Annotated in this window: 21 protein-coding genes; 13 read left to right on the forward strand and 8 right to left on the reverse strand. The window is 67.0% G+C overall.

Annotated elements, in window-relative coordinates:
- Positions 1-20 precede the first annotated feature (20 nt).
- From ABD231_RS26215 to ABD231_RS26240, 6 genes are read left to right on the forward strand one after another with little or no spacing between them, the layout of a single operon-like run.
- Complete coding sequence (locus ABD231_RS26215) at positions 21-1,211, forward strand: cytochrome P450 (protein ID WP_344157377.1); 1,191 nt, start codon at positions 21-23, stop codon at positions 1,209-1,211.
- Positions 1,211-1,855 carry a TetR/AcrR family transcriptional regulator gene (locus ABD231_RS26220; protein ID WP_344158211.1) on the forward strand — a complete coding sequence of 215 codons (645 nt, stop codon included), beginning with the start codon at positions 1,211-1,213 and terminating at the stop codon, positions 1,853-1,855. Before ABD231_RS26215 ends, ABD231_RS26220 begins: the two co-directional genes overlap by 1 nt.
- The gene (locus ABD231_RS26225; RefSeq protein ID WP_344157380.1) at positions 1,852-3,063 is read left to right on the forward strand and encodes an NAD(P)/FAD-dependent oxidoreductase; all 1,212 of its coding nucleotides are present in this window, start codon (positions 1,852-1,854) and stop codon (positions 3,061-3,063) included. The genes ABD231_RS26220 and ABD231_RS26225 overlap by 4 nt, the downstream gene beginning before the upstream one ends.
- A 24-nt stretch (positions 3,064-3,087) precedes the next feature.
- Positions 3,088-4,299, forward strand: a complete 1,212-nt coding sequence (locus ABD231_RS26230) for a cytochrome P450 (protein ID WP_344157383.1) — start codon at positions 3,088-3,090, stop codon at positions 4,297-4,299.
- Positions 4,300-4,330: 31 nt separating this feature from the next.
- On the forward strand, positions 4,331-4,525 hold the full coding sequence (locus ABD231_RS26235) for a ferredoxin (RefSeq protein WP_344157386.1): 195 nt from the start codon (positions 4,331-4,333) through the stop codon (positions 4,523-4,525).
- 32 nt (positions 4,526-4,557) lie between these two features.
- Entirely contained in the window at positions 4,558-5,676 is a 1,119-nt protein-coding gene (locus ABD231_RS26240) for an epoxide hydrolase family protein (protein WP_344157389.1), read from the forward strand.
- Here ABD231_RS26240 and ABD231_RS26245 read toward each other — a convergent pair.
- Positions 5,651-6,631: an alpha/beta fold hydrolase gene (locus tag ABD231_RS26245; protein WP_344157392.1), complete on the reverse strand. Its 981-nt coding sequence runs from the start codon at positions 6,629-6,631 to the stop codon at positions 5,651-5,653. The genes ABD231_RS26240 and ABD231_RS26245 overlap by 26 nt on opposite strands.
- A gap of 56 nt (positions 6,632-6,687) precedes the next feature.
- Between ABD231_RS26245 and ABD231_RS26250 the strand changes: the two genes are divergently transcribed.
- Entirely contained in the window at positions 6,688-7,257 is a 570-nt protein-coding gene (locus ABD231_RS26250) for a TetR/AcrR family transcriptional regulator (protein ID WP_344157395.1), read from the forward strand.
- On the opposite strand, the gene ABD231_RS26255 is transcribed toward ABD231_RS26250, so the two are convergent.
- Entirely contained in the window at positions 7,194-7,727 is a 534-nt protein-coding gene (locus tag ABD231_RS26255; RefSeq protein WP_344157398.1) for a GNAT family N-acetyltransferase, read from the reverse strand. The two genes, ABD231_RS26250 and ABD231_RS26255, sit on opposite strands and share 64 nt — an antisense overlap.
- 73 nt (positions 7,728-7,800) lie before the next feature.
- Here ABD231_RS26255 and ABD231_RS26260 point away from each other — a divergent pair, with 73 nt between their 5' ends.
- Positions 7,801-8,286, forward strand: a complete 486-nt coding sequence (locus ABD231_RS26260; RefSeq protein ID WP_344157401.1) for a winged helix-turn-helix transcriptional regulator — start codon at positions 7,801-7,803, stop codon at positions 8,284-8,286.
- Here the strand turns inward: ABD231_RS26260 and ABD231_RS26265 are convergent.
- Complete coding sequence (locus ABD231_RS26265) at positions 8,283-9,152, reverse strand: helix-turn-helix domain-containing protein (RefSeq protein ID WP_425554208.1); 870 nt, start codon at positions 9,150-9,152, stop codon at positions 8,283-8,285. The two genes, ABD231_RS26260 and ABD231_RS26265, sit on opposite strands and share 4 nt — an antisense overlap.
- 150 nt (positions 9,153-9,302) lie before the next feature.
- Here ABD231_RS26265 and ABD231_RS26270 point away from each other — a divergent pair, with 150 nt between their 5' ends.
- Positions 9,303-10,133, forward strand: a complete 831-nt coding sequence (locus ABD231_RS26270) for an SAM-dependent methyltransferase (protein ID WP_344157404.1) — start codon at positions 9,303-9,305, stop codon at positions 10,131-10,133.
- Positions 10,134-10,185: 52 nt separating this feature from the next.
- Here the strand turns inward: ABD231_RS26270 and ABD231_RS26275 are convergent, their stop codons facing one another.
- Both ABD231_RS26275 and ABD231_RS26280 read right to left on the reverse strand, forming a co-directional pair.
- The gene (locus ABD231_RS26275; RefSeq protein ID WP_344157407.1) at positions 10,186-11,262 is read right to left on the reverse strand and encodes a ricin-type beta-trefoil lectin domain protein; all 1,077 of its coding nucleotides are present in this window, start codon (positions 11,260-11,262) and stop codon (positions 10,186-10,188) included.
- Positions 11,263-11,364: 102 nt separating this feature from the next.
- Positions 11,365-11,934: a helix-turn-helix domain-containing protein gene (locus ABD231_RS26280; RefSeq protein ID WP_344157410.1), complete on the reverse strand. Its 570-nt coding sequence runs from the start codon at positions 11,932-11,934 to the stop codon at positions 11,365-11,367.
- Between the two features lie 54 nt (positions 11,935-11,988).
- On the opposite strand from ABD231_RS26280, the gene ABD231_RS26285 reads away from it, so the two are divergent.
- The 3 genes from ABD231_RS26285 to ABD231_RS26295 are packed head-to-tail and all read left to right on the forward strand — an operon-like array spanning position 11,989 to position 13,653.
- Entirely contained in the window at positions 11,989-12,669 is a 681-nt protein-coding gene (locus ABD231_RS26285) for an AzlC family ABC transporter permease (RefSeq protein WP_344157413.1), read from the forward strand.
- Positions 12,666-12,989 carry an AzlD domain-containing protein gene (locus tag ABD231_RS26290; RefSeq protein ID WP_344157416.1) on the forward strand — a complete coding sequence of 108 codons (324 nt, stop codon included), beginning with the start codon at positions 12,666-12,668 and terminating at the stop codon, positions 12,987-12,989. The genes ABD231_RS26285 and ABD231_RS26290 overlap by 4 nt, the downstream gene beginning before the upstream one ends.
- A gap of 19 nt (positions 12,990-13,008) precedes the next feature.
- The gene (locus ABD231_RS26295) at positions 13,009-13,653 is read left to right on the forward strand and encodes a hypothetical protein (RefSeq protein ID WP_344157419.1); all 645 of its coding nucleotides are present in this window, start codon (positions 13,009-13,011) and stop codon (positions 13,651-13,653) included.
- On the opposite strand, the gene ABD231_RS26300 is transcribed toward ABD231_RS26295, so the two are convergent.
- Entirely contained in the window at positions 13,654-14,412 is a 759-nt protein-coding gene (locus ABD231_RS26300; RefSeq protein WP_344157423.1) for a S1 family peptidase, read from the reverse strand. It abuts the gene before it with no gap.
- A gap of 21 nt (positions 14,413-14,433) precedes the next feature.
- On the opposite strand from ABD231_RS26300, the gene ABD231_RS26305 reads away from it, so the two are divergent.
- Positions 14,434-15,135, forward strand: a complete 702-nt coding sequence (locus ABD231_RS26305) for a tyrosine-protein phosphatase (protein ID WP_344157426.1) — start codon at positions 14,434-14,436, stop codon at positions 15,133-15,135.
- Here ABD231_RS26305 and ABD231_RS26310 read toward each other — a convergent pair.
- Both ABD231_RS26310 and ABD231_RS26315 read right to left on the reverse strand, forming a co-directional pair.
- Entirely contained in the window at positions 15,132-16,136 is a 1,005-nt protein-coding gene (locus tag ABD231_RS26310) for a glycosyltransferase family 2 protein (protein ID WP_425554209.1), read from the reverse strand. The genes ABD231_RS26305 and ABD231_RS26310 overlap by 4 nt on opposite strands.
- A gap of 6 nt (positions 16,137-16,142) precedes the next feature.
- Positions 16,143-17,609 carry an LCP family protein gene (locus tag ABD231_RS26315; RefSeq protein WP_344157429.1) on the reverse strand — a complete coding sequence of 489 codons (1,467 nt, stop codon included), beginning with the start codon at positions 17,607-17,609 and terminating at the stop codon, positions 16,143-16,145.
- Between the last annotated feature and the right edge of the window lies 1 nt (position 17,610).

Here is a 17,610-nt window from a genome sequence, read left to right on the forward strand (position 1 = left end):
CAACGCGGAGGTGATGTCTCGTGACCGAACGTGAAGCGATCGACTATCCATTGGCGCCCATCGATGCCATCGAGCCCCCTACCGAGTGGGCGGAGCTGCGGGAGCAATGCCCGGTGGCCTACGTCCGGCTGCCGAGTGGCGACCAGGCGGCCCTACTGACCCGGTACGACGACATCCGGCAACTGATCGGGGATCCGCGTTTCGCGCGCAACTCGAGTGAGAAGGACGCGGCCCGGATCTCGATGCTGAGCCAGCAGGAGTCGCCGATCCCGCGGCTCGGTGAAGGTCACCAGCGCTGGCGGCGGATGCTGACCAAGTGGTTCACCACCAAGCGGATGGCCGCTCTGCGACCGCAGATCGAGGCGATGGCCGAGCAACTCGTCGACGAGATGGTCGCGGGTGGTCAGCCGGCCGACCTTCGGGCAGGCTTCGGTTTCCCGCTCCCGGTCTGGGTGATCTGCCATCTGCTCGGCGTGCCCAATGAGGATCGCGATCGCTTCTCGCACTGGTCCGACACGTTCCTGAGCGTCAGCCGATACAGCCAGTCGGAGATCGACGCTGCGCAGGCCGAGTTCACGACGTACATGGCAGGTCATGTCGCGGCCAAACGGGCCGCTCCTGGTGAGGATCTGCTCGGCGATCTGATCACGCGCGCTGATGCTGCTGGGGAGTATCTGAGCGATGACGCACTCGTTGCCACCGGCAAGGGGTTGCTGATCGCCGGGCACGAGACGACCACGAACATGATCGGCAAGATGATGGCGATGCTACTCGCCGACCGCAGCCATTGGGAGCAGTTGCTGGCCGATCCGTCGCTGGTCCGCACCGCGGTCGAGGAGACCCTGCGGTACGACGCGAACGCCGGCTTCGGGCTGACTCGGTACGTCGATGAGGATGTCGAACTGCCGGGTGGGACCTTGACCGCCGGTACGACGGCGATCTGCAGCCTCGGTTCGGCGAACCGCGATGAGTCGGTGTTCCCGGATGCGGCCGAGCTGGATCTGTCGCGCAGCCCGAATGTCCATATGTCGTTTGGAGTCGGACCGCATTCGTGTGTTGGTCAGTCGCTGGCGCGGACTGAGTTGCAGGTCGTCCTGGAGGTTCTGTTGCGGCGACTGCCGACGCTGGCTCTCGGCGTACCGGTGGGGGAGTTGCCGCCGGTCGAGGGGTTGCTTGTCGGGGGTCTGCAGAAGGTGCCGGTGGTCTGGTGATGATGGCGAAGACGGTTCGGACCGAGCGAGTGAACGCGACCCGGGAGCTGATCCTGGTCACGGCTGAGCGGATGTTCGCCGAGCGTGGGCTGCATGAGGTGTCCAACCGGCAGATCAGCGAAGCTGCGGGGCAGGGGAACAACACTGCGGTCGGGTATCACTTCGGGACGAAGACCGATCTGATCAAGGCGATCCTGCAGAAGCACGCGGTGCACGTTGAGCAGCGTCGTGCTGAGTTGATCGCTGAGGCTGGGGATAGCGAGGACCTGCGGGTTTGGGTCGGGTGTTTGGTGCGGCCGAGTACCGACTACATGGCGACTCTCGGGATCCCGAGTTGGTTGGCGCGGTTCAACGCGCAGTTGATGAATGATCCGGTACTGCGTGGGCCGATGGTTGACGACCTACTGACGTCGCGGTCGATGCAGTGGATCATCGAACGGCTCGATGTGATTCTCGCTGACCTTCCGCTGGAGGTGCGGATGGAGCGCGGGAGCATGACGCGGCTGCTGATCTTGCAGATGTGCGCGGAGTACGAGCGCGCGCTTGCGGATGGCGAGCCGACCAACCGCGCGACGTGGCACGACATGGCGACCGGGCTGATCGACGGCATCGTCGGGGTCTGGAACGCTCCGGTGACGCAGTGAGCGTCTTGATCGTCGGCGCTTCCGCGGCTGGGTTGTCGACGCTGGAAGCCCTGCGCAGGCAGGGATACCAGGACCCGATCACCGTACTCGGCGCCGAAACCCACCTCCCGTACGACCGCCCGCCGCTGTCGAAGCAGTACCTCTGCGGCGACTGGGACGAGGCCCGCACCCGGTTGCGTCCCGAGGAGATGCTCGCCAAGCTAGGCGCCGACTTCGTCCTGGGTGACCCGGCAACCGCCCTGGACGTCGAACGGCGAGTGGTGAGCACCGAGTCGGGTCGAGAGCTCGCCGCCGACTCGATCGTCATCGCAACAGGCCTCCGCGCCCGCCGGCTACCCGGCCAAGAAGGTCTAGCCGGCGTCCACGTCCTACGCACGCTAGGCGACGCCGACGCCCTACGCCGAGACCTGGCGGGCGCATCCAGGGTGGGGGAGCCGGGCGCGGCAACCACACCACCCGGTGGCGCCCCCTTCACTCCACCGCGGTTGGTTGTTGTGGGGGACGGGGTGCTCGGGGCTGAGGTTGCTGCTACTGCTCGGAAGCTGGGTTGTTCGGTGACTATGGCTGGGCCGCAGGCGGCTCCGTTGGAGAGTCAGTTCGGGGCTGTGGTGGGTGGGTTGCTGGGCGAGCTGCACGTGGCTGAGGGGGTCGAGCTTCGGCTGGGTACGGCGGTTAGTGGGCTGACGTCGGCTAGTGGTCGGGTGACTGGGGTGCAGCTGGCTAACGGGGAACTGCTGCCGGCTGATGTTGTGGTGGTGGCGCTTGGAGCGACGCCGGCAACGGAGTGGCTCGCAGGTAGCGGGCTTGCGCTGGACAACGGGGTTGTTTGTGATGCGCGGTGCCGGGCGGCGGAGGGGATTTACGCCGCGGGGGATGTCGCGCGGTGGCGGCATGACGGGCTGGATGCCTTGTTGCGCTTGGAGAATCGGACGAACGCCACCGAGCAGGCCGCATGTGTCGCCGCGAACATTCTTGGCGAGAACCGTTCCTACACGCCGATTCCGTACTTCTGGACCGACCAGTTCAGCACCAAGATCCAGGTTCACGGCCTGCCGAGCGCCGACGCCGAGATCACCGTCGCCGAAGGGGCGATCGACGAGCGCCGGTTCGTCACCCATTACCGCCGCGACGGCCGCACAGTCGCCGTACTCGGCTGGAACATGCCCAAACAAACGCGCCTGCACCGGGCACACCTGGTGCACACGTAAACCCTCGCTGGGGAAGGGAATGCGATGACAGCAACACAGCAAGCTCCGGAGTATCCGATGGCCCGGGCGGCCGGCTGTCCGTTCGATCCGCCGCCGAAACTGCGGGAGCTGCAGGAAGAGGCGCCGCTGACGAAGGTGGAGGTCTTCGGCCAGGTCGCCTGGATGGTCACCCGGTACGACGATCAGCGCCGGCTGATCGGGGATCCGCGGGTCAGCTCGGACATCTACAAGCCGGGTTATCCGGCCGGCAACCGGATCCTGCCGCGTCAGGACGACGACACCGGGATCGGCTTCATCCTGATGGACGATCCCGATCACGCGCGGATGCGGCGGATGGTGACCGCGCCGTTCATGATCAAGCGGGTGGAGGCGATGCGCCCGCAGGTGCAGAAGATCGTCGACGACCTGATCGACGAACTGCTGGCCGGGCCGAAACCGGTCGACCTCGTGCAGGCGTTCGCGTTGCCGATTCCGTCGCTGGTGATCTGCCAGCTGCTCGGCGTTCCGTACGAGGACCACGACTTCTTCCAGAAGAACAGCAGCATCCTGTTGCGGACCAGCGCCTCGATGGAGGAGCGGACCAAGGCGCGCGGCAACATCGGCGGCTACCTGAACGAGCTGATGGGCGACAAGCTGGAGAACCCGTCCGACGACCTCCTGTCCGGGCTCGCCGAGCGGGTGAAGGCGGGTGAGCTGACCCGCCGGGACGCGGCCGGGATCGGTGTACTGCTGCTGATCGCCGGGCACGAGACGACCGCGAACATGATTGCCCTCGGCACCCTTGCGCTGCTTGAGCACCCCGATCAGCTCGCCCGGCTGCGCGACACCGGCGACCCGAAGCTGATCTCCAGTGCGGTCGAAGAACTGCTGCGCTACCTGACGATCACCCACCAGGGCCGCCGTCGGGCGATCCTGGAGGACATCGAGTTCGACGGTCAGATCCTCAGGGCCGGCGAAGGGATCATCTTCCCCAACGACATCGCCAACCGGGACCCGGAGATGTTCCCGGACCCCGACAAGCTCGACGTCACCCGGGATGCGCGCCGGCACATCGCGTTCGGCTTCGGCGTCCATCAGTGCCTTGGGCAACCATTGGCGCGGATGGAACTACAGGTTGTCTACGGGACCCTCTACCGCCGGATCCCGACCCTGCGCCGCGCGGTCGAGCTGGACGACATCCCGTTCAAACACGACGGCGGCGTGTACGGCGTCTACTCCCTGCCCGTCACCTGGTAACCCGCGGGCCCACGAGAGAAAGAAGCAAGCTATGAAGATCATCGTCGATCAGGACAAGTGTGTGGCGTCGGGGCAGTGCGTGACCGCGGCCATGGATGTGTTCGACCAGCGGGACGAGGACGGCATCGTCGTCCTGCTCACCGACAACCCGCCGGAATCCCTCGCCGCCGACGTCCACCAGGCCGCCGCCGTCTGCCCGGCCTTGGCCATCGTCGTCGAGGACTGAGGACCGCCCCCTGCTCGGCGTAGGTTCCTTGTATGGACCCGTTCAGGATCGAGATCCCGGACCAGGCCGTGCAGGACCTCGCCGAGCGGTTGCGCGGGGTGCGCTGGCCCCGGCAACTCCCCGGCACCGGATGGGACCGCGGCGTGCCGGTCGACTACCTGCAAAAGGTCGTCGAGCGCTGGCAGTCCTACAACTGGCGCACCTGGGAAGCCCGCCTCAACGCATACCCGCAGTACACGACAAGGATCGACGACCAGACGATCCACTTCCTGCACGTCCGTTCCCCCGAACGCGACGCCGTACCGCTGATCCTGACCCACGGCTGGCCGGGTTCCGTCGCCGAGTTCCTCCCGGTCATCGGCCCGCTGACCAACCCGGCCGCGTACGGCGGCGATCCGCGCGACGCGTTCCATGTCGTCGTACCGTCGGTCCCGGGCCACGGGTTCTCGATCCCGCTGGAGTCCGGCTGGAACCACGAGCGGATCGCGCGCGGCTGGGCCGAGTTGATGCGCCGGCTCGGCTACGACCGGTACGGCGCTCAAGGCGGCGACACCGGATCAGTCGTGTCCCCGTGGCTCGGCGCGGTCGACCCCGAGCACGTGATCGGCGTACACATCAACGGTGGGCTGGCGTTTCCCGACGTACGGGCGGATGATCTCGCGTACCTCAACGAGGTTGAACGGGAGCGGCTCGCGGCGGCTGAGCGGTTGCGTGCCGTCGGGACCGGGTACGCCGAACTGCAGGGGACGCGGCCGCAGACGGTGTCGTTCGCGCTCAGCGACTCACCGGTCGGCCAGTTGGCCTGGATCCTGGAGAAGTTCTGGGAGTGGACCGATCCGACCCGCGCGCTACCGGAGGATGCGGTCGAGATTGATCACCTGCTGACCGATGCGTCGATCTACTGGTTCACCAACACCAGCGCGAGCTCCGCGAACCTGTACTACGAAGGTCGCGGCGAACCCGCGCCGCCGCGGACCGAGGTGGCGACCGGCGTGGCCGTGTTCCCAACCGATCCGGCGATCCGGCGGGTGCTCGATCGCCGGCACCGGATCGTGCATTGGTCCGAGTTCACCCGCGGCGGTCACTTCGCGGCGTTGGAGGCCCCGGATCTGCTGGTTGACGACATCAGGACGTTCTTCCGTGGGTTGTGAGGAAGGCCTGGAGATCGGCGGCGAGCTGGTCGGGGTACTCGCCGTTGATCGCATGTGAGGCACCCGGATAGAACTTCACCGTCTTGTTCTTCAACGCACGCTCGGCCACCTCGCGAGCCTTGACCGGGTCGTGCATCACCGACTTCCCCGCGATGATCGCGAGCACCGGCATCTTGAGGTCCGCCAACTGCTCCTCTTTGATCTGCCCGGGTTGTGGCTGGCGGATCGTGTAGTTCTTCATCGCGGACTCGATCATGTCGGCGACCGGCACGTGCTCCACCGGCGCGCCGCCGGCCGTGTACGAGTTGAAGCTGTCGCGCCAAGACCTCGGCAGCCATTTCACCGAAGCCGGGAGTGCCCGGATGGCAGTCTCGGCCGGGATGTTGCCGAAGACGAGACCCGGCTCGAGGAGCGACAGCGTCGCGATCCGATCCGGACGCCGTACGGCGAGGTTTGTGGCGGTCCAGCCGCCGATCGACAGGCCGAGCACGTTGAACTGCTTGTCCGGGAGCGCAGCCAGCGTCTGATCGAGCCAGGCGGCCTTGTCGTCGGCGTTGGTGATCGGCCGGTTCTGGATGCTCATGCCGGGCTCGCCGAGCAGGTCGAGGGTGTAGACATCGCCCAGCTTGAGCAACGACGGCATGTTGTCCGCCCAGACCGGCGTACCGGACATCGTGCCCGGTAGCAGTACCAGGGGGTGCAGGTTCTTCGGTGAACCAGCGAACCGATAGACCCGGACCAGGCCGTAGCCGGTGCGGACGTCGAGGGTCGCGGCCGGCTTCGGCATGTCCTGCATCGACCGGTCGTACTTGGCCAGGTAGTCCTCGTATCCGGCCGCACTGTTCCAGTGGCCGACCGGCGACGGCGTGCGCAGCACGAACACGCCTGCGAGCACCAGCGCGCCGACAACTCCGAGCGCTATCAGCAGCCGGCGACGTCGCTTCGGCTTCACCATTTTGACCCTCTCCTAACCGCTTGGTAAGTAATTCCACCATAGGGTAAGTTGAGGTCATGCGCGAACGGACCTTCACCGAGCAGGCCCGGCGTACTCAGCTGATCGACGTCACGATCGAGCTGGTCGCCGAGCACGGCTATCCGGCAACGTCGCTGGCCCGGATCGCCGAGAGCGCAGGGATCACGAAGGCCGCGGTGCTTTACCACTTCCCGTCGAAGAACGCGCTGGTCGAATCGGCCTACGCACACGTCCTGACGGGACTCGTCACAGCAGTCGGTACGGCGGTTGCCGCGGCTGCACCGGTCGACGGACCGGCGGCGTACGTGCGGTCGATGGTCGGGCATCTGCGGGAGCATCCGCGGCACGTCCGGATGATCATCGAGGCGATGATCAACGTCGTACCGGAAGCCGCATCGGCCGACCGCTGGACCGCGGTCGCCGATCTGCTCGATCAGGCTCGAGCGGCGCGCGGAGTCAAAGGGCCGTTCGATCGGCGTACGGCGGCCCTGGTGATCGGCGGCGGGATCGACGCGATTGTGGCCGAGTCGCTGACCGATCCGGCCTACGACACGGCTGCGGCGGCCGACGTACTGGTGACTGCCATCGAGCGGGCCTGGCTCATCTGAGCTGGGACTCGGGCGGGGGCGTGGAACATGAGGAGGGCGCCGTCGCGTTCGACGGTGGCGTCGGGCCAGCGGCGGCGGACCATTCGGAGGCTGGCGTCGTTCGCGGAGCTGACCACGAACAAGAAGTGGGTTGCGCCGGCCGCGATCGCGTCGGCGGCGGCGATGGCGAGCATCCGGACGCCTAGGCCGCGATGCTGCTCGGCGTCGCTGATCACGGCGGCCAATTCCGCCGTACCGGGGGAGCCGGCGACCCACGCCCACATCGCGTGGCCGACGACCTCGTCGTCGCGGTCGGCGACCCAGGAGGCGCCGTTCGGGCAGAGCATCCGCAGCAGCAGGGCCGGGCGGGGTGGTCGGCCGACCCCTGCTTGGAAGCGGAAGTAGAGGCTGAGGTCGGAGAGTCCAGTCAGCATCAGGGAGACTGCATCCAGGTCGGCTTCCCCTGCGCGACGAATGGCAGGAGATCTCACGAGCTGAGTCTGATTCACGGATTCAGCCTGACTGCACTTGGCTAAGTCTGTCAAGCAGACTTATCCTCGAACCATGACCATTCGGGTACCGGAGGCGATGGCCTTCTCGACGGAGAACTGCACGATCTCCCGGACGATGGAGATCCTCGGCGACAAGTGGACCTTCCACGTGTTGCGGGAGCTGTTCGTCGGCGTCCGCCGGTTCGAGGACATCCGGACCCGGTCCGGGATCCCGCGGCAGGTGCTGACCGATCGGCTGGCCGCGCTGATCGAGCGCGGCGTGCTGCGCCGGCACCCGTACCGCGAACCCGGCCAGCGCGAGCGCTACGAGTACCGCCTGACCCAGGCCGGTCTCGACCTCTACCCAGTGCTGGTCGCGATGATCCAGTGGGGCGACCAGTACCTCGCGACCGCGGGCGGTCCGCCGATCGAGCCGCGGCACCGCGAGTGCGGTGAGCACGTGAGCGTCGTACTGCGATGTGAGGCCGGGCATGAGCCGGAGCCGCGCCAGGTCGCGATCCTGGCCGGACCGGGCGCCGTCTTGCGCGAGGCGAGCTAGATCTCGTCGAGCGCTGCGCGGATCAGCCGCTCGGTGTCCCGCGGCTGCGCAGCGGCGATGGACAGTGCGTCCATGGTGACGATGTAGGCGTCGAGGTCCTCGCGCTTGTCCAGGTAGACCGCACTGGTCAGGTGCTCGATGTAGACGATGTCGTTCAGCTCTGCTTCGTTGAAGCGCAGCAGGGTGAAGGCGCCGCCGGTCGCGGTGTAGCCGCCCTTGCCGAACGGGATGATCTGCAGCGTCACGTTGTGCCGCCGGGACTGCTCGATCAGGAACTCGAGCTGGTTGCGCAGGATCGTCTTGCCGCCGATCGGCCGGCGCAGTACGGCCTCGTCGATGATCACCCACAAGCGGGCCGGTCGCTGCCGCGTCAGCACCTCCTGGCGGCGCATCCGCAGGGTGACCAGGCGGTCCTGCTCGGCCCGCGGCAGCGGTTCGTCCAGCCGGCCGAGCGCGATCACTGCCCGCGCGTACTCGGGGGTCTGCAGGAGACCTGGGACGAATTGGAGCTCGAAGGTCCGGATCAGGTCCGCGGCCATCTCCAGGCCCAGATAGGAATGGAACCAGTTCGGCGTCAGGTCGTCGTACCGCTGCCACCAGCCGGGGTCGTTCGCCTGCTTGGCCAGGCTCAGCAGCCGGTCCCGCTCGACCTCGTCCTCGAGTTTGTAGAGCGTGAGCAGGTCCTGGACGTCGCGCACCTTGAAGCCGACCCGGCCGAGCTCCAGCCGGCTGATCTTCGACTCCGAACCGCGGATCGCCCAGCCCGCGTCGGTGCGGCTGATCCCGGCTTCCTCACGCAACCGGCGCAGGTGTGTACCCAGCATGATGCGCAGGGCGGTAGGCCCGCCGTACGCCGGTTCCGTCACGCCTCGCCTCCCGAGCTCTTTGGGTCGTCAGCGATCATTTCACAACAGAATGTGAAGACGTCCAGGGAACCCGCGCGCACGACGTGTTCTCCGGAGCCTACTGTCAGTAGAGTTCCTTCAAAGCTCCCGACAGACAGTGATGAGGTTCGTATGCCCGACTCCAGCAAGGCTCCCAGTTCGGTTCCGGTCGGGGTGGACACCACCAGGGCCAGTATCGCCCGGGTGTACGACGCCTTCTTGGGCGGCAAGGACAACTTCGAGGTCGACCGCGAGGTACTGCGCGGGGTCCAGGCCGCCGCGCCGCAGGCCCAGGACCTCGCCTGGTCGAACCGGAACTTCCTGATCCGCTCGTGCCGGTTCCTTGCGGGCCAGGCCGGAATCACCCAGTACCTGGACTGCGGATCCGGTCTGCCGACCGCCGAGAACACCCACCAGGTCGTGCAGCGGATCCAGCCCGACGCCAAGGTGCTCTACATCGACAACGACCCCGTGGTGCTCGCGCACGGCCGCGCGCTGCTCGAGGAGAACGAGAACACGCTGTTCGTCAGCGCCGACATCTTCGAGCCGGACGAGGTGCTGAGCACGCCCGAGGTGCGTGAGTTCCTCGACTTCAGCCAGCCGATCGCCGTGATGCAGGCCGGCACGCTGCACCACTACATCGGCTCCGAAGGTGCGGAGATCATGCAGAAGTACGTCGACGCGGTGGTGCCCGGGTCGTACACGGTGATCTCGCACTTCTACGACCCGGAGACTCCGGAGCACACCGAGGTCGCCCAGCGGATGGAGGACAAGTTCATCCACAGCCCGATGGGCAGCGGCAGGTTCCGCACCCGCAAGGAACTGATGGAGTTCTTCCCCGGCCAGGAGCTGGTCGCCCCGGGCCTGGTGCTCTGCGACGAGTGGTGGCCGGACGGCCCGCGGCTCAAGCCGCTGAACCAGGTCGAGGAGTGCATCGTCGGCGCCGTCGGCCGCAAGCTCTGACCTGTACGTCGAAGTGCCCCGGGACTCGACTTGTCCCGGGGCGTCTCGCGTTCTAGGCCGGGAGCGTCCAGCGCTGACTGGCCGAGTTGTTGCATGTGGCAACGGTTACTGGATTGCCGAGAGTTGCCGGTGCGGTCAGGCACTTGCCGTTGACTCTTAGCTCGCCGGCCGCTGTCCATTGCTGGTTGGTGCCGCCGTGACAGCTGTAGGCGATCACGGTTCCGGCCTGGGTTGCGCTGGCGTCGAGACAGCTGAACATGGCGTGCAGCGTGTTGTTCTCCGCGTGGACCCAGTTCTGGTTGTTCCCGCCGGTGCAGCTGTAGAGCAGGACCGTCGTACTGTCGGTGCCGGAGATGTCGAGGCAACCACCGCTACCGCGGATCTCCCCGGACGACGAGTTGCCGATCCCGTTCTCCTGTACGGCGGTCGAGCCCGAGATAGTCACCTGGCTGTCGGCCGCGCAGCCGCTGCTCTCCGAGCTGCCGGTGAAATGCGCCGTACCGCCGTTGCTGGTCGGTAGCGGCATCGTGAGCTTCGCGTACGGTTCGTCGTCGCAGGTGGCCTTGCTGTTGTTCCAGTCGAAGTACTCGGTCCAGCTGACCATGCCCGACGTACTGATCCGGTTGCCGTCGCCGGTTTGCAGGCTGCCGAGTTTGAACGACGTACCGGCGGTCAGGTCGCGAACGGTGACGCCGTACCAGCCGCTGCCTTCGTCGGCGATCGCGAAGGCGTAGGTGTGGCCGGCGATGGGGGTGCGGTCGAGGCGGCAACTGCCTCCGGTGCCGTCCTCCTGGAACTTGATGCAGTAGGTACCGCTGTCGCCGGCGCGCCAGTCGGTCGAGTTCCAGAGCGAGTAGATGAACATGCCGACGCCGTCGCGGTGGGTCTGCATACCGGTGTAGCCGCCGACGTCGCGGGCGGTGAAGCCGAACTGGTTGGCCCAGTAGACGTTCGCCTTCCCCGGTGACGCGTCGATCGTCATTCGGAACTCGGCCTGGGACAGCGAGGCGGTGTCGAACGTGTAGTTGACGTAGGTGCCGGGGGTGACGCCGATGGCATGGGCCTGGGTGGGTATCAGGGCGGTGCCGACGGCGAGCAGGGCGCAGAGCAGTACGGATTTGAGTCTCACGTGCATCCTCCAAGGCGAAGTGGGGCGGACTTCGGTTCAGGAGCGCTCGAGAGTGATGATGCGCGGAAGTGCGCGGACTTGTCCAGAGGTGAGCAGTTAACGTTACACGTGCTCGGAAATGAGCGTGGCGATCGTGCCTTCTTCCAGCGCTTGGAACACGTGCGGGATGTCGCCCGGGTAACCCACGTAGTCGCCGGGGAGCAGTTCGATCGGCTCGTCGGTGGGACCGACGAGAGCGCGGCCGGTGCCGAGCACCACGTGCTCGAAGACGCCGGGCATATGCGGCTCGGAGTGCCGGCCGGGTCCGGGGGAGGCGGCGATCCGGTAGATGTCGCGGCGCACGTTCGGCGGGCTCGAGGCGACCAGGGTCGCGCTGTACTCGGTGCTCTCGGAGTAGATCACCGGCCCCTCGCCCGCCCGGATGATCTGGATCGTCGGCCGCGGCGGGTCCAGCAAGGTGGCGAACGGCGTGTCGAGGGCGACCGCCAGGGCCCATAGTGTCTCGACGCTCGGATTGCCTGCGGCCGACTCCAGCTGGGAGAGCGTGGACTTCGCGATTCCGGCCCGTTTGGCCACCTCGCTCAGCGACAGACCCGCCCGGACCCGGTGCCGGCGCAGGGAAGCCGCGATCACGTCGAGTGGTGCTTTGTTGTCCATGGGTGTTCGCTCCATCGGTCCAGTCGTTCGGCTTGACGAACGGGTGGCATTGTGTTCATCGTAATGTCCATGCGTTCGATCTGGCGAACACTCGACCCTCGACTGGCCCGCGACATCGGGCTGGTCTGCCTGGCCGACGGCGTCGTCGGCCTTTCGTACGGCGCGATCAGCGTCGGCGGCGGTCTCCCATGGTGGGTGCCGGTGCTGCTGTCGATCGTCGTCTTCGCAGGTGCCTCGCAGTTCCTGTTCGTCGGGATCGTGGTCGCCGGCGGGAGCCCGATCGCGGCGATGATCGCCGGTCTGCTGGTGAACACCCGGCATGTCGCCTTCGGCCTGGCCGTCAGCGACGTGATCGGGTCCGGCTGGCGGCGCTGGCCCGGAAGCCACCTGATGACCGACGAAAACGTTGCCTTCGCCATCGGTCAGGACGACCCGCGGCAGCGGCGCGCGGCGTACTGGGCCGGTGGGATCGGCATCTTCATCTGCTGGAACCTCGGCGTACTGGTCGGTTCCGGGGCCGGCTCGGTGATCACCGACACCGACGTCTTCGGCCTCGATGCGGCCTTCCCCGCGGTCCTGCTCGCGCTCGTTCTTCCGGCCCTGCGCGATCGATCGACTCGTACGGCGGCCCTGGTCGGAGTCGTCGTCGCCTTGGCCACAACGCCGTTCCTGCCCGCCGGTCTGCCGGTCCTCTTCGCCTTGACTGGCTTGCTGTTCTACCGAACCCCCGCTTTGGAGCCGGTCCGATGAATAACACTCCGTTGCTTTTGGCAGCTATCGCGATCCTTGCTGTCGGCACCTTCTCGCTGCGGTTCGCGGGACCCGCGTTGCGCAGCCGGTTCGAGATTCCGGAGCGAGTTCAGGGACTGCTCGCGGCTGCCGCGATCGTGCTGCTGACCGCGCTGGTCGCGACTGCTGCGCTCACTGACGGTACCGGTCCGGCCGGGATCGCCCGGCCGACCGGCGTACTGGTTGGGGGCATCCTCGCCTGGCGTAGGGCACCCTTCGTCCTGATCGTCGTGGCCGCGGCCGCAACTGCTGCTGGACTGAGACTCCTCGGCGTTCCGTAAAACGGATAACGTGCTCACCATGAGCAGCTCATCCGCCCAATCGGCTGCGCCGCGACGAACGCTGATCTGGATCGGGATCGGGTGTTTTGTCGTCGGCGTGGCACTCACGGCGTTCTTCGTCGTGCGGATCGTCACGACCGCACCGGCCTCGCCGCAACCGGTCGGTGAGAGTCAGACGCCGGTGACGCTGGAGGAGAAGGGGCTGACGATCTACTCGTCGATCCCGGTGCTCGAGGTGCCGTGCCGGGTCAAGGACGCGCAAGCCGGCGACGTGGCGATCGTGCAGTCGCGCAACACCGAGCAGATCACCGTCAACGGTGATAGCTGGTACGTCGTGGCTCGAACGCAGGACGCGGTCCCGGCCGGGGATTACGTGGTGACCTGCACCGACAAGGAGACCAGCGCGACCTATGCCGTCGGACCGCGGAGTTCGGTCGTGGCGTTCGTGCTGTCGATCTTCGGCGCGATCGGTTCGGTCCTGGTGTTCGGAGCGCTCGGAGCTGTCCTGGTGACGGTCGGTCTGATCCGGAACCGCCGGAAGCCGGTCGGCCGAGTCCCCGGCTACGCGCCACCGCCCGGCACACCCGCGCCACCCAACCACCCGCACCCGGCACCGCCGCCGTACGTGCCAGGTCCGAACCCTGACCGACCGCAGGACCGCTGACTACAAAGGCAGGGTGAAGGCCGACAGCCGCGTGTAGACGCCCGGGAAACCTTCCCTGGCGCAACCGTGCGCCCACGACGTGAGCCCGGCCAGCTTGCCCTGCAGGACTAGCGGACCACCACTGTCGTACTCACACGTGTCGGCCTGCGGCGTGCCCGCGCACACCATCTGAGCGGACACGAACGAGCCGCCGTATGCCGACGCGCAGGTCGAGTCCGCCACGATCGGCAGGTCGGCCTTCCGCAGTACGGCGTTGGAGTCGTTGCTCTCGGAGGTCGCGCCCCACCCGAGCACCTCGGCTGGAGCGCCTGCCGGATACTCGGCCCCGGCGTCGATCAGCGGCAACGTCGTACGGTTCACGGCCCGGCTGAGGGTCAGCACCGCGACGTCGTTGTGCTCGACGCTGTCACCTTGGAACTTGGTCTCCTTGAACCCGGGGTGCACCCAGATCTTCTTGACCGTAACGGTTTCGCCGCCCTTGCCGTGCAGGTCCGCGCGGCCGAAGATCCCACGGACCGCCCACGGGGTGAGTTTGAGCAGGTTGACGCAGTGCGCTGCCGTCACGACCTTGTCCGGGCGGACCAGCGTCCCGCCACAGAACTGTCCGGACGGCCGCAGCAGCATCCCCGGACTCGACACTGCGACCATCCACGGTGGCGGATCGGTCGTCGCACCACCGATGATGGCGTTCGCACTCGGAGTGGACAGGCCCGCCGAGACCAGGAGGGCTGCCGCGAAAAGGCTCAGCTGTCGTCGCATGCCTGGCACGATAATGGCTGAATGGATCTCGACTGGCCGGGTTGCCGCAATGTCCGTGATGTCGGTGGACTACCTACGGCGGACGGTCGCACGATCCGGTCCGGCGTACTGATCCGTTCCGAGAGTTTGCAGTACCTGACACCCGAGGGCGTCGAGGCGGTACGGCGGTCGCCCGTCCGCCGGATCCTGGATCTGCGGACGGATGACGAGGTGTCGGAGTCGCCGACGCCGTTCACCGGCCTGCCGATCGCGGTCCGCCAACTGCTGGCGGATCCGGCCGATCCGAAGCACGGTCAGCCGACGATCGTCGCGGCCTGCACCTGGATGCTGGACAAGCGACCGGCGTTGTTCGCCGCCGCCGTGAGGGCGATCGCGGACGAACCCTCTGGAGCGGTCGTCGTGCACTGCCACGGCGGCAAGGACCGCACCGGCATGGTCGTCGCCCTGGCCCTGAGCATCTGCGGCGTACCCCGCGACGAGATCGTCGCCGACTATTACCTCACCCAGTCCCGCCTGGCCCCCTGGCTCGAAGAACAACTGGCCGCCGAACCAGACACCACCAAACACCCCGAAATGATCGAGTTCCGCGACACCCGAGCCGAGTCCCTGGTCGCGATCCTCAATCACGTAGACGACGTCTACGGCGGCCCCGAGGCCTACCTACGCCAAGGCGGCCTAACCACCGAAGACCTGGCCAGGCTGCGTCGGCGCTTGATCGACTAGACCGTGCGGGGCTTTTCGCGGAGGCCGACGAGGAAGCCGAGGCCCCAGGACATGTGCATGGTCATCACGATCATCGGCATCCGGGCCAGTGCCTTCCACGGCAGGTAGCGGCCTTCGATCGTGGAGCCGACCAGAATCAGTACGGCGTACCCCAGCGGCGCGAGGAAGCCGAGGTCGAGCCAGGCGATCCCGGTCAGCAGGCCGACGATGCCGAGCAGGGTGCCGAGTGTGATCCCGATGACGGCCAGCGGCGGGGCGAGGTAGCGCTTGTTCGCGGTCTCGGGGTGCCGGCGGACCACCTCGCGGCGCCATTGGCCGGTGTGGAAGAACTGCTTGGCTACCGCGGACAGCGAGGAGCGCGGGCGGTAGGTGACTGACAGGTCGGGGCTGAACCAGATCAGGCCGCCGGTTTTGCGGATGCGGTAGTTCAGCTCCCAGTCCTGGGCGCGGTGCATGGTCTCGTCGAAGCCGCCGACTCGCTCCAGCGCCGCTCGGCGGAAGACGCCGAGGTAGACGGTGTCGGCGGGGCCTGCCTTGCCGCCCTGGTGGAAGGTCGAGGCGCCCAGTCCCAGCCGCGAGCGGTACGCGCAGGCGACCGCCATTTCGGTCGGGGTCCGGCCCTCGGCGGCCATGACGCCGCCGACGTTGTCCGCGCCGCTCTCGTCCAGTACCTCGACCGCGCGGGTGATGTAGCCGTCGGTCAACGCCCCGTGGCCGTCGACCCGGACCAGGATGTCGTGCCGCGCGTGCGCGATGCCGACGTTCAGGGCGGCCGGGGTCTTGCCGGTGGGGTTCTCGACGATGCTGATCCGCCGGTCCCGGTCGGCCAGTTTGTCGGCGATCTCCTGGGTCCGGTCCTTGCTCGGGCCGATGGCGAGCACGACCTCGAGCTCACCGGGATAGTTCTGGTCGAGCACGCGCCCTACTGCCTCTTCGAGGTGACGTTCCTCGTTCAGCACGGGCATCACGACGGAAACGGGCGGCCACTGGGACAACGGCATATCAGGTCAGGCCTTACAGATCGAAGCGACGTCGTCGACGTCGTTGGCGGGTTTGGTCGGTGAGGTCGTCGGCTTCTTCGCCGGCGTACTCGGCTTCTTGGTGGACGTGCTCTTCGGCGGTTCGGTGGTCTTACCGTCTCCTTCGGAGGCGGCCTTGTCCAGCGCTTCGGATTTCTGGATCGCCTGGGCGACCTTGGTACGGATCAGGTCGAAGTCCGGGTTGCCGGTGTGGATCAACGGGGGGACCGCGGAGAAGCTTGACACCGGCAGCTTCTTCGCGTCCAGCGCGAGGTCGGTGAAGGTCCCCAGCTCACCGGCCGGGATGCTGGTCTTGACCACTTGTTTGCTGGCCGCCGCGATGCCCTGGAACTTGGTCAGCACGGTCTGCGGTGACAGCTGGTTCAGCATCGCAGACATCACGCACTTCTGCCGCGTCATCCGCTCGTAGTCCGACGACTCGGCCCGGGACCGGGCGAACCACAGCGCGTGGTACCCGTCCAGGTGCTGGTTCTTACCGGCTTCGATGTACCCCTTGATCGGCGAACTGCCGCCACCGATCGGGACCCGCTTGCCGATGTCCAGGGTGATCCCGCCGACCGCGTTCAGCAGGTCGCGGAAGCCGGCCAGGTCGATCAGCACGTAGTAGTTGATCTTCAGCCCGGTGACCGCCGACACCGCCTGGGTGGTCGCGGTCTCACCGGGGTTGGGGTCGCCGGGGAACAGGTTCTTGTGGCCGGCCGCGTAGGTGTAGACCGCGTTCAGTAGACACTCGGCGGCACACTTGCTCCACTGGAATCCGTTCGGGAACTGCTTGGCCATCGGCGTACCGGCGGGAAACGGCACCTTGGCCAGGTTGCGCGGCAGGCCGATCAGGACGGTCCGGCCGGTGTCGGCGTCGATACTGGCCACGGTCATGCTGTCCGGCCGGGTGCCGATCCGGTCCGCACCGGAGTCGCCGCCCATCAGCAGCACGTTGTAGCGGCCGTGCTCGGCCTTGGACTTCTGCCCGTTGCCGAAGACGCTGGCGACGAAGTCGCGCTGCGTGTTCACGAACGCGCTGGCCCAGATCAGCGCACCGGCGACCACGAACACCAGTACGGCGTCCAGGATGCTCGTCGCGAGCCGGTGGTTGCGTTCCAGCGTCATCGGCTGGGCGATCCGGTACGCGTCCACGAACAACGCGGCCCAGCCGATCGCCAGCAGGATCAGCAACACCTGGATGATCCGCAGGGTGCCCGGGCGGGCCATCAGGTTGATGGTCCCGGAGCGCCAGATCAGTCCCAGGATGACCAGGAAGATGACGATCGCGAGCAGGCCCGCGATGATCCGCCAGGCCCAGCGCCCGGCGCGTTTGCTGCCTGCCACGATCTGCGCCGACCCCGGCAGCACCAGGGTCATCAACAGCAGTGCCAGGGCCCGCTTGAACCGCACCGGCTCGCTGAGGTTGCGCAGGTCTGCTTTCTCCTGCGGCATG

The organism is Kribbella yunnanensis (assembly GCF_039529655.1).
Taxonomy (GTDB): Bacteria; Actinomycetota; Actinomycetes; order Propionibacteriales; family Kribbellaceae; genus Kribbella; species Kribbella yunnanensis.

Excerpts from the sequence above, each read along its gene's own strand:
- ABD231_RS26220 (WP_344158211.1), top strand. The coding sequence starts at position 1,211 with ATGATGGCGAAGACGGTTCGGACCGAGCGAGTGAACGCGACCCGGGAG.
- ABD231_RS26230 (WP_344157383.1), top strand. The coding sequence starts at position 3,088 with ATGACAGCAACACAGCAAGCTCCGGAGTATCCGATGGCCCGGGCGGCC.
- ABD231_RS26235 (WP_344157386.1), top strand. The coding sequence starts at position 4,331 with ATGAAGATCATCGTCGATCAGGACAAGTGTGTGGCGTCGGGGCAGTGC.
- ABD231_RS26240 (WP_344157389.1), top strand. The coding sequence starts at position 4,558 with ATGGACCCGTTCAGGATCGAGATCCCGGACCAGGCCGTGCAGGACCTC.
- ABD231_RS26245 (WP_344157392.1), bottom strand. The coding sequence starts at position 6,631 with ATGGTGAAGCCGAAGCGACGTCGCCGGCTGCTGATAGCGCTCGGAGTT.
- ABD231_RS26250 (WP_344157395.1), top strand. The coding sequence starts at position 6,688 with ATGCGCGAACGGACCTTCACCGAGCAGGCCCGGCGTACTCAGCTGATC.
- ABD231_RS26260 (WP_344157401.1), top strand. The coding sequence starts at position 7,801 with ATGACCATTCGGGTACCGGAGGCGATGGCCTTCTCGACGGAGAACTGC.
- ABD231_RS26270 (WP_344157404.1), top strand. The coding sequence starts at position 9,303 with ATGCCCGACTCCAGCAAGGCTCCCAGTTCGGTTCCGGTCGGGGTGGAC.
- ABD231_RS26280 (WP_344157410.1), bottom strand. The coding sequence starts at position 11,934 with ATGGAGCGAACACCCATGGACAACAAAGCACCACTCGACGTGATCGCG.
- ABD231_RS26285 (WP_344157413.1), top strand. The coding sequence starts at position 11,989 with ATGCGTTCGATCTGGCGAACACTCGACCCTCGACTGGCCCGCGACATC.
- ABD231_RS26290 (WP_344157416.1), top strand. The coding sequence starts at position 12,666 with ATGAATAACACTCCGTTGCTTTTGGCAGCTATCGCGATCCTTGCTGTC.
- ABD231_RS26295 (WP_344157419.1), top strand. The coding sequence starts at position 13,009 with ATGAGCAGCTCATCCGCCCAATCGGCTGCGCCGCGACGAACGCTGATC.
- ABD231_RS26300 (WP_344157423.1), bottom strand. The coding sequence starts at position 14,412 with ATGCGACGACAGCTGAGCCTTTTCGCGGCAGCCCTCCTGGTCTCGGCG.
- ABD231_RS26305 (WP_344157426.1), top strand. The coding sequence starts at position 14,434 with ATGGATCTCGACTGGCCGGGTTGCCGCAATGTCCGTGATGTCGGTGGA.
- ABD231_RS26310 (WP_425554209.1), bottom strand. The coding sequence starts at position 16,136 with ATGCCGTTGTCCCAGTGGCCGCCCGTTTCCGTCGTGATGCCCGTGCTG.
- ABD231_RS26315 (WP_344157429.1), bottom strand. The coding sequence starts at position 17,609 with ATGCCGCAGGAGAAAGCAGACCTGCGCAACCTCAGCGAGCCGGTGCGG.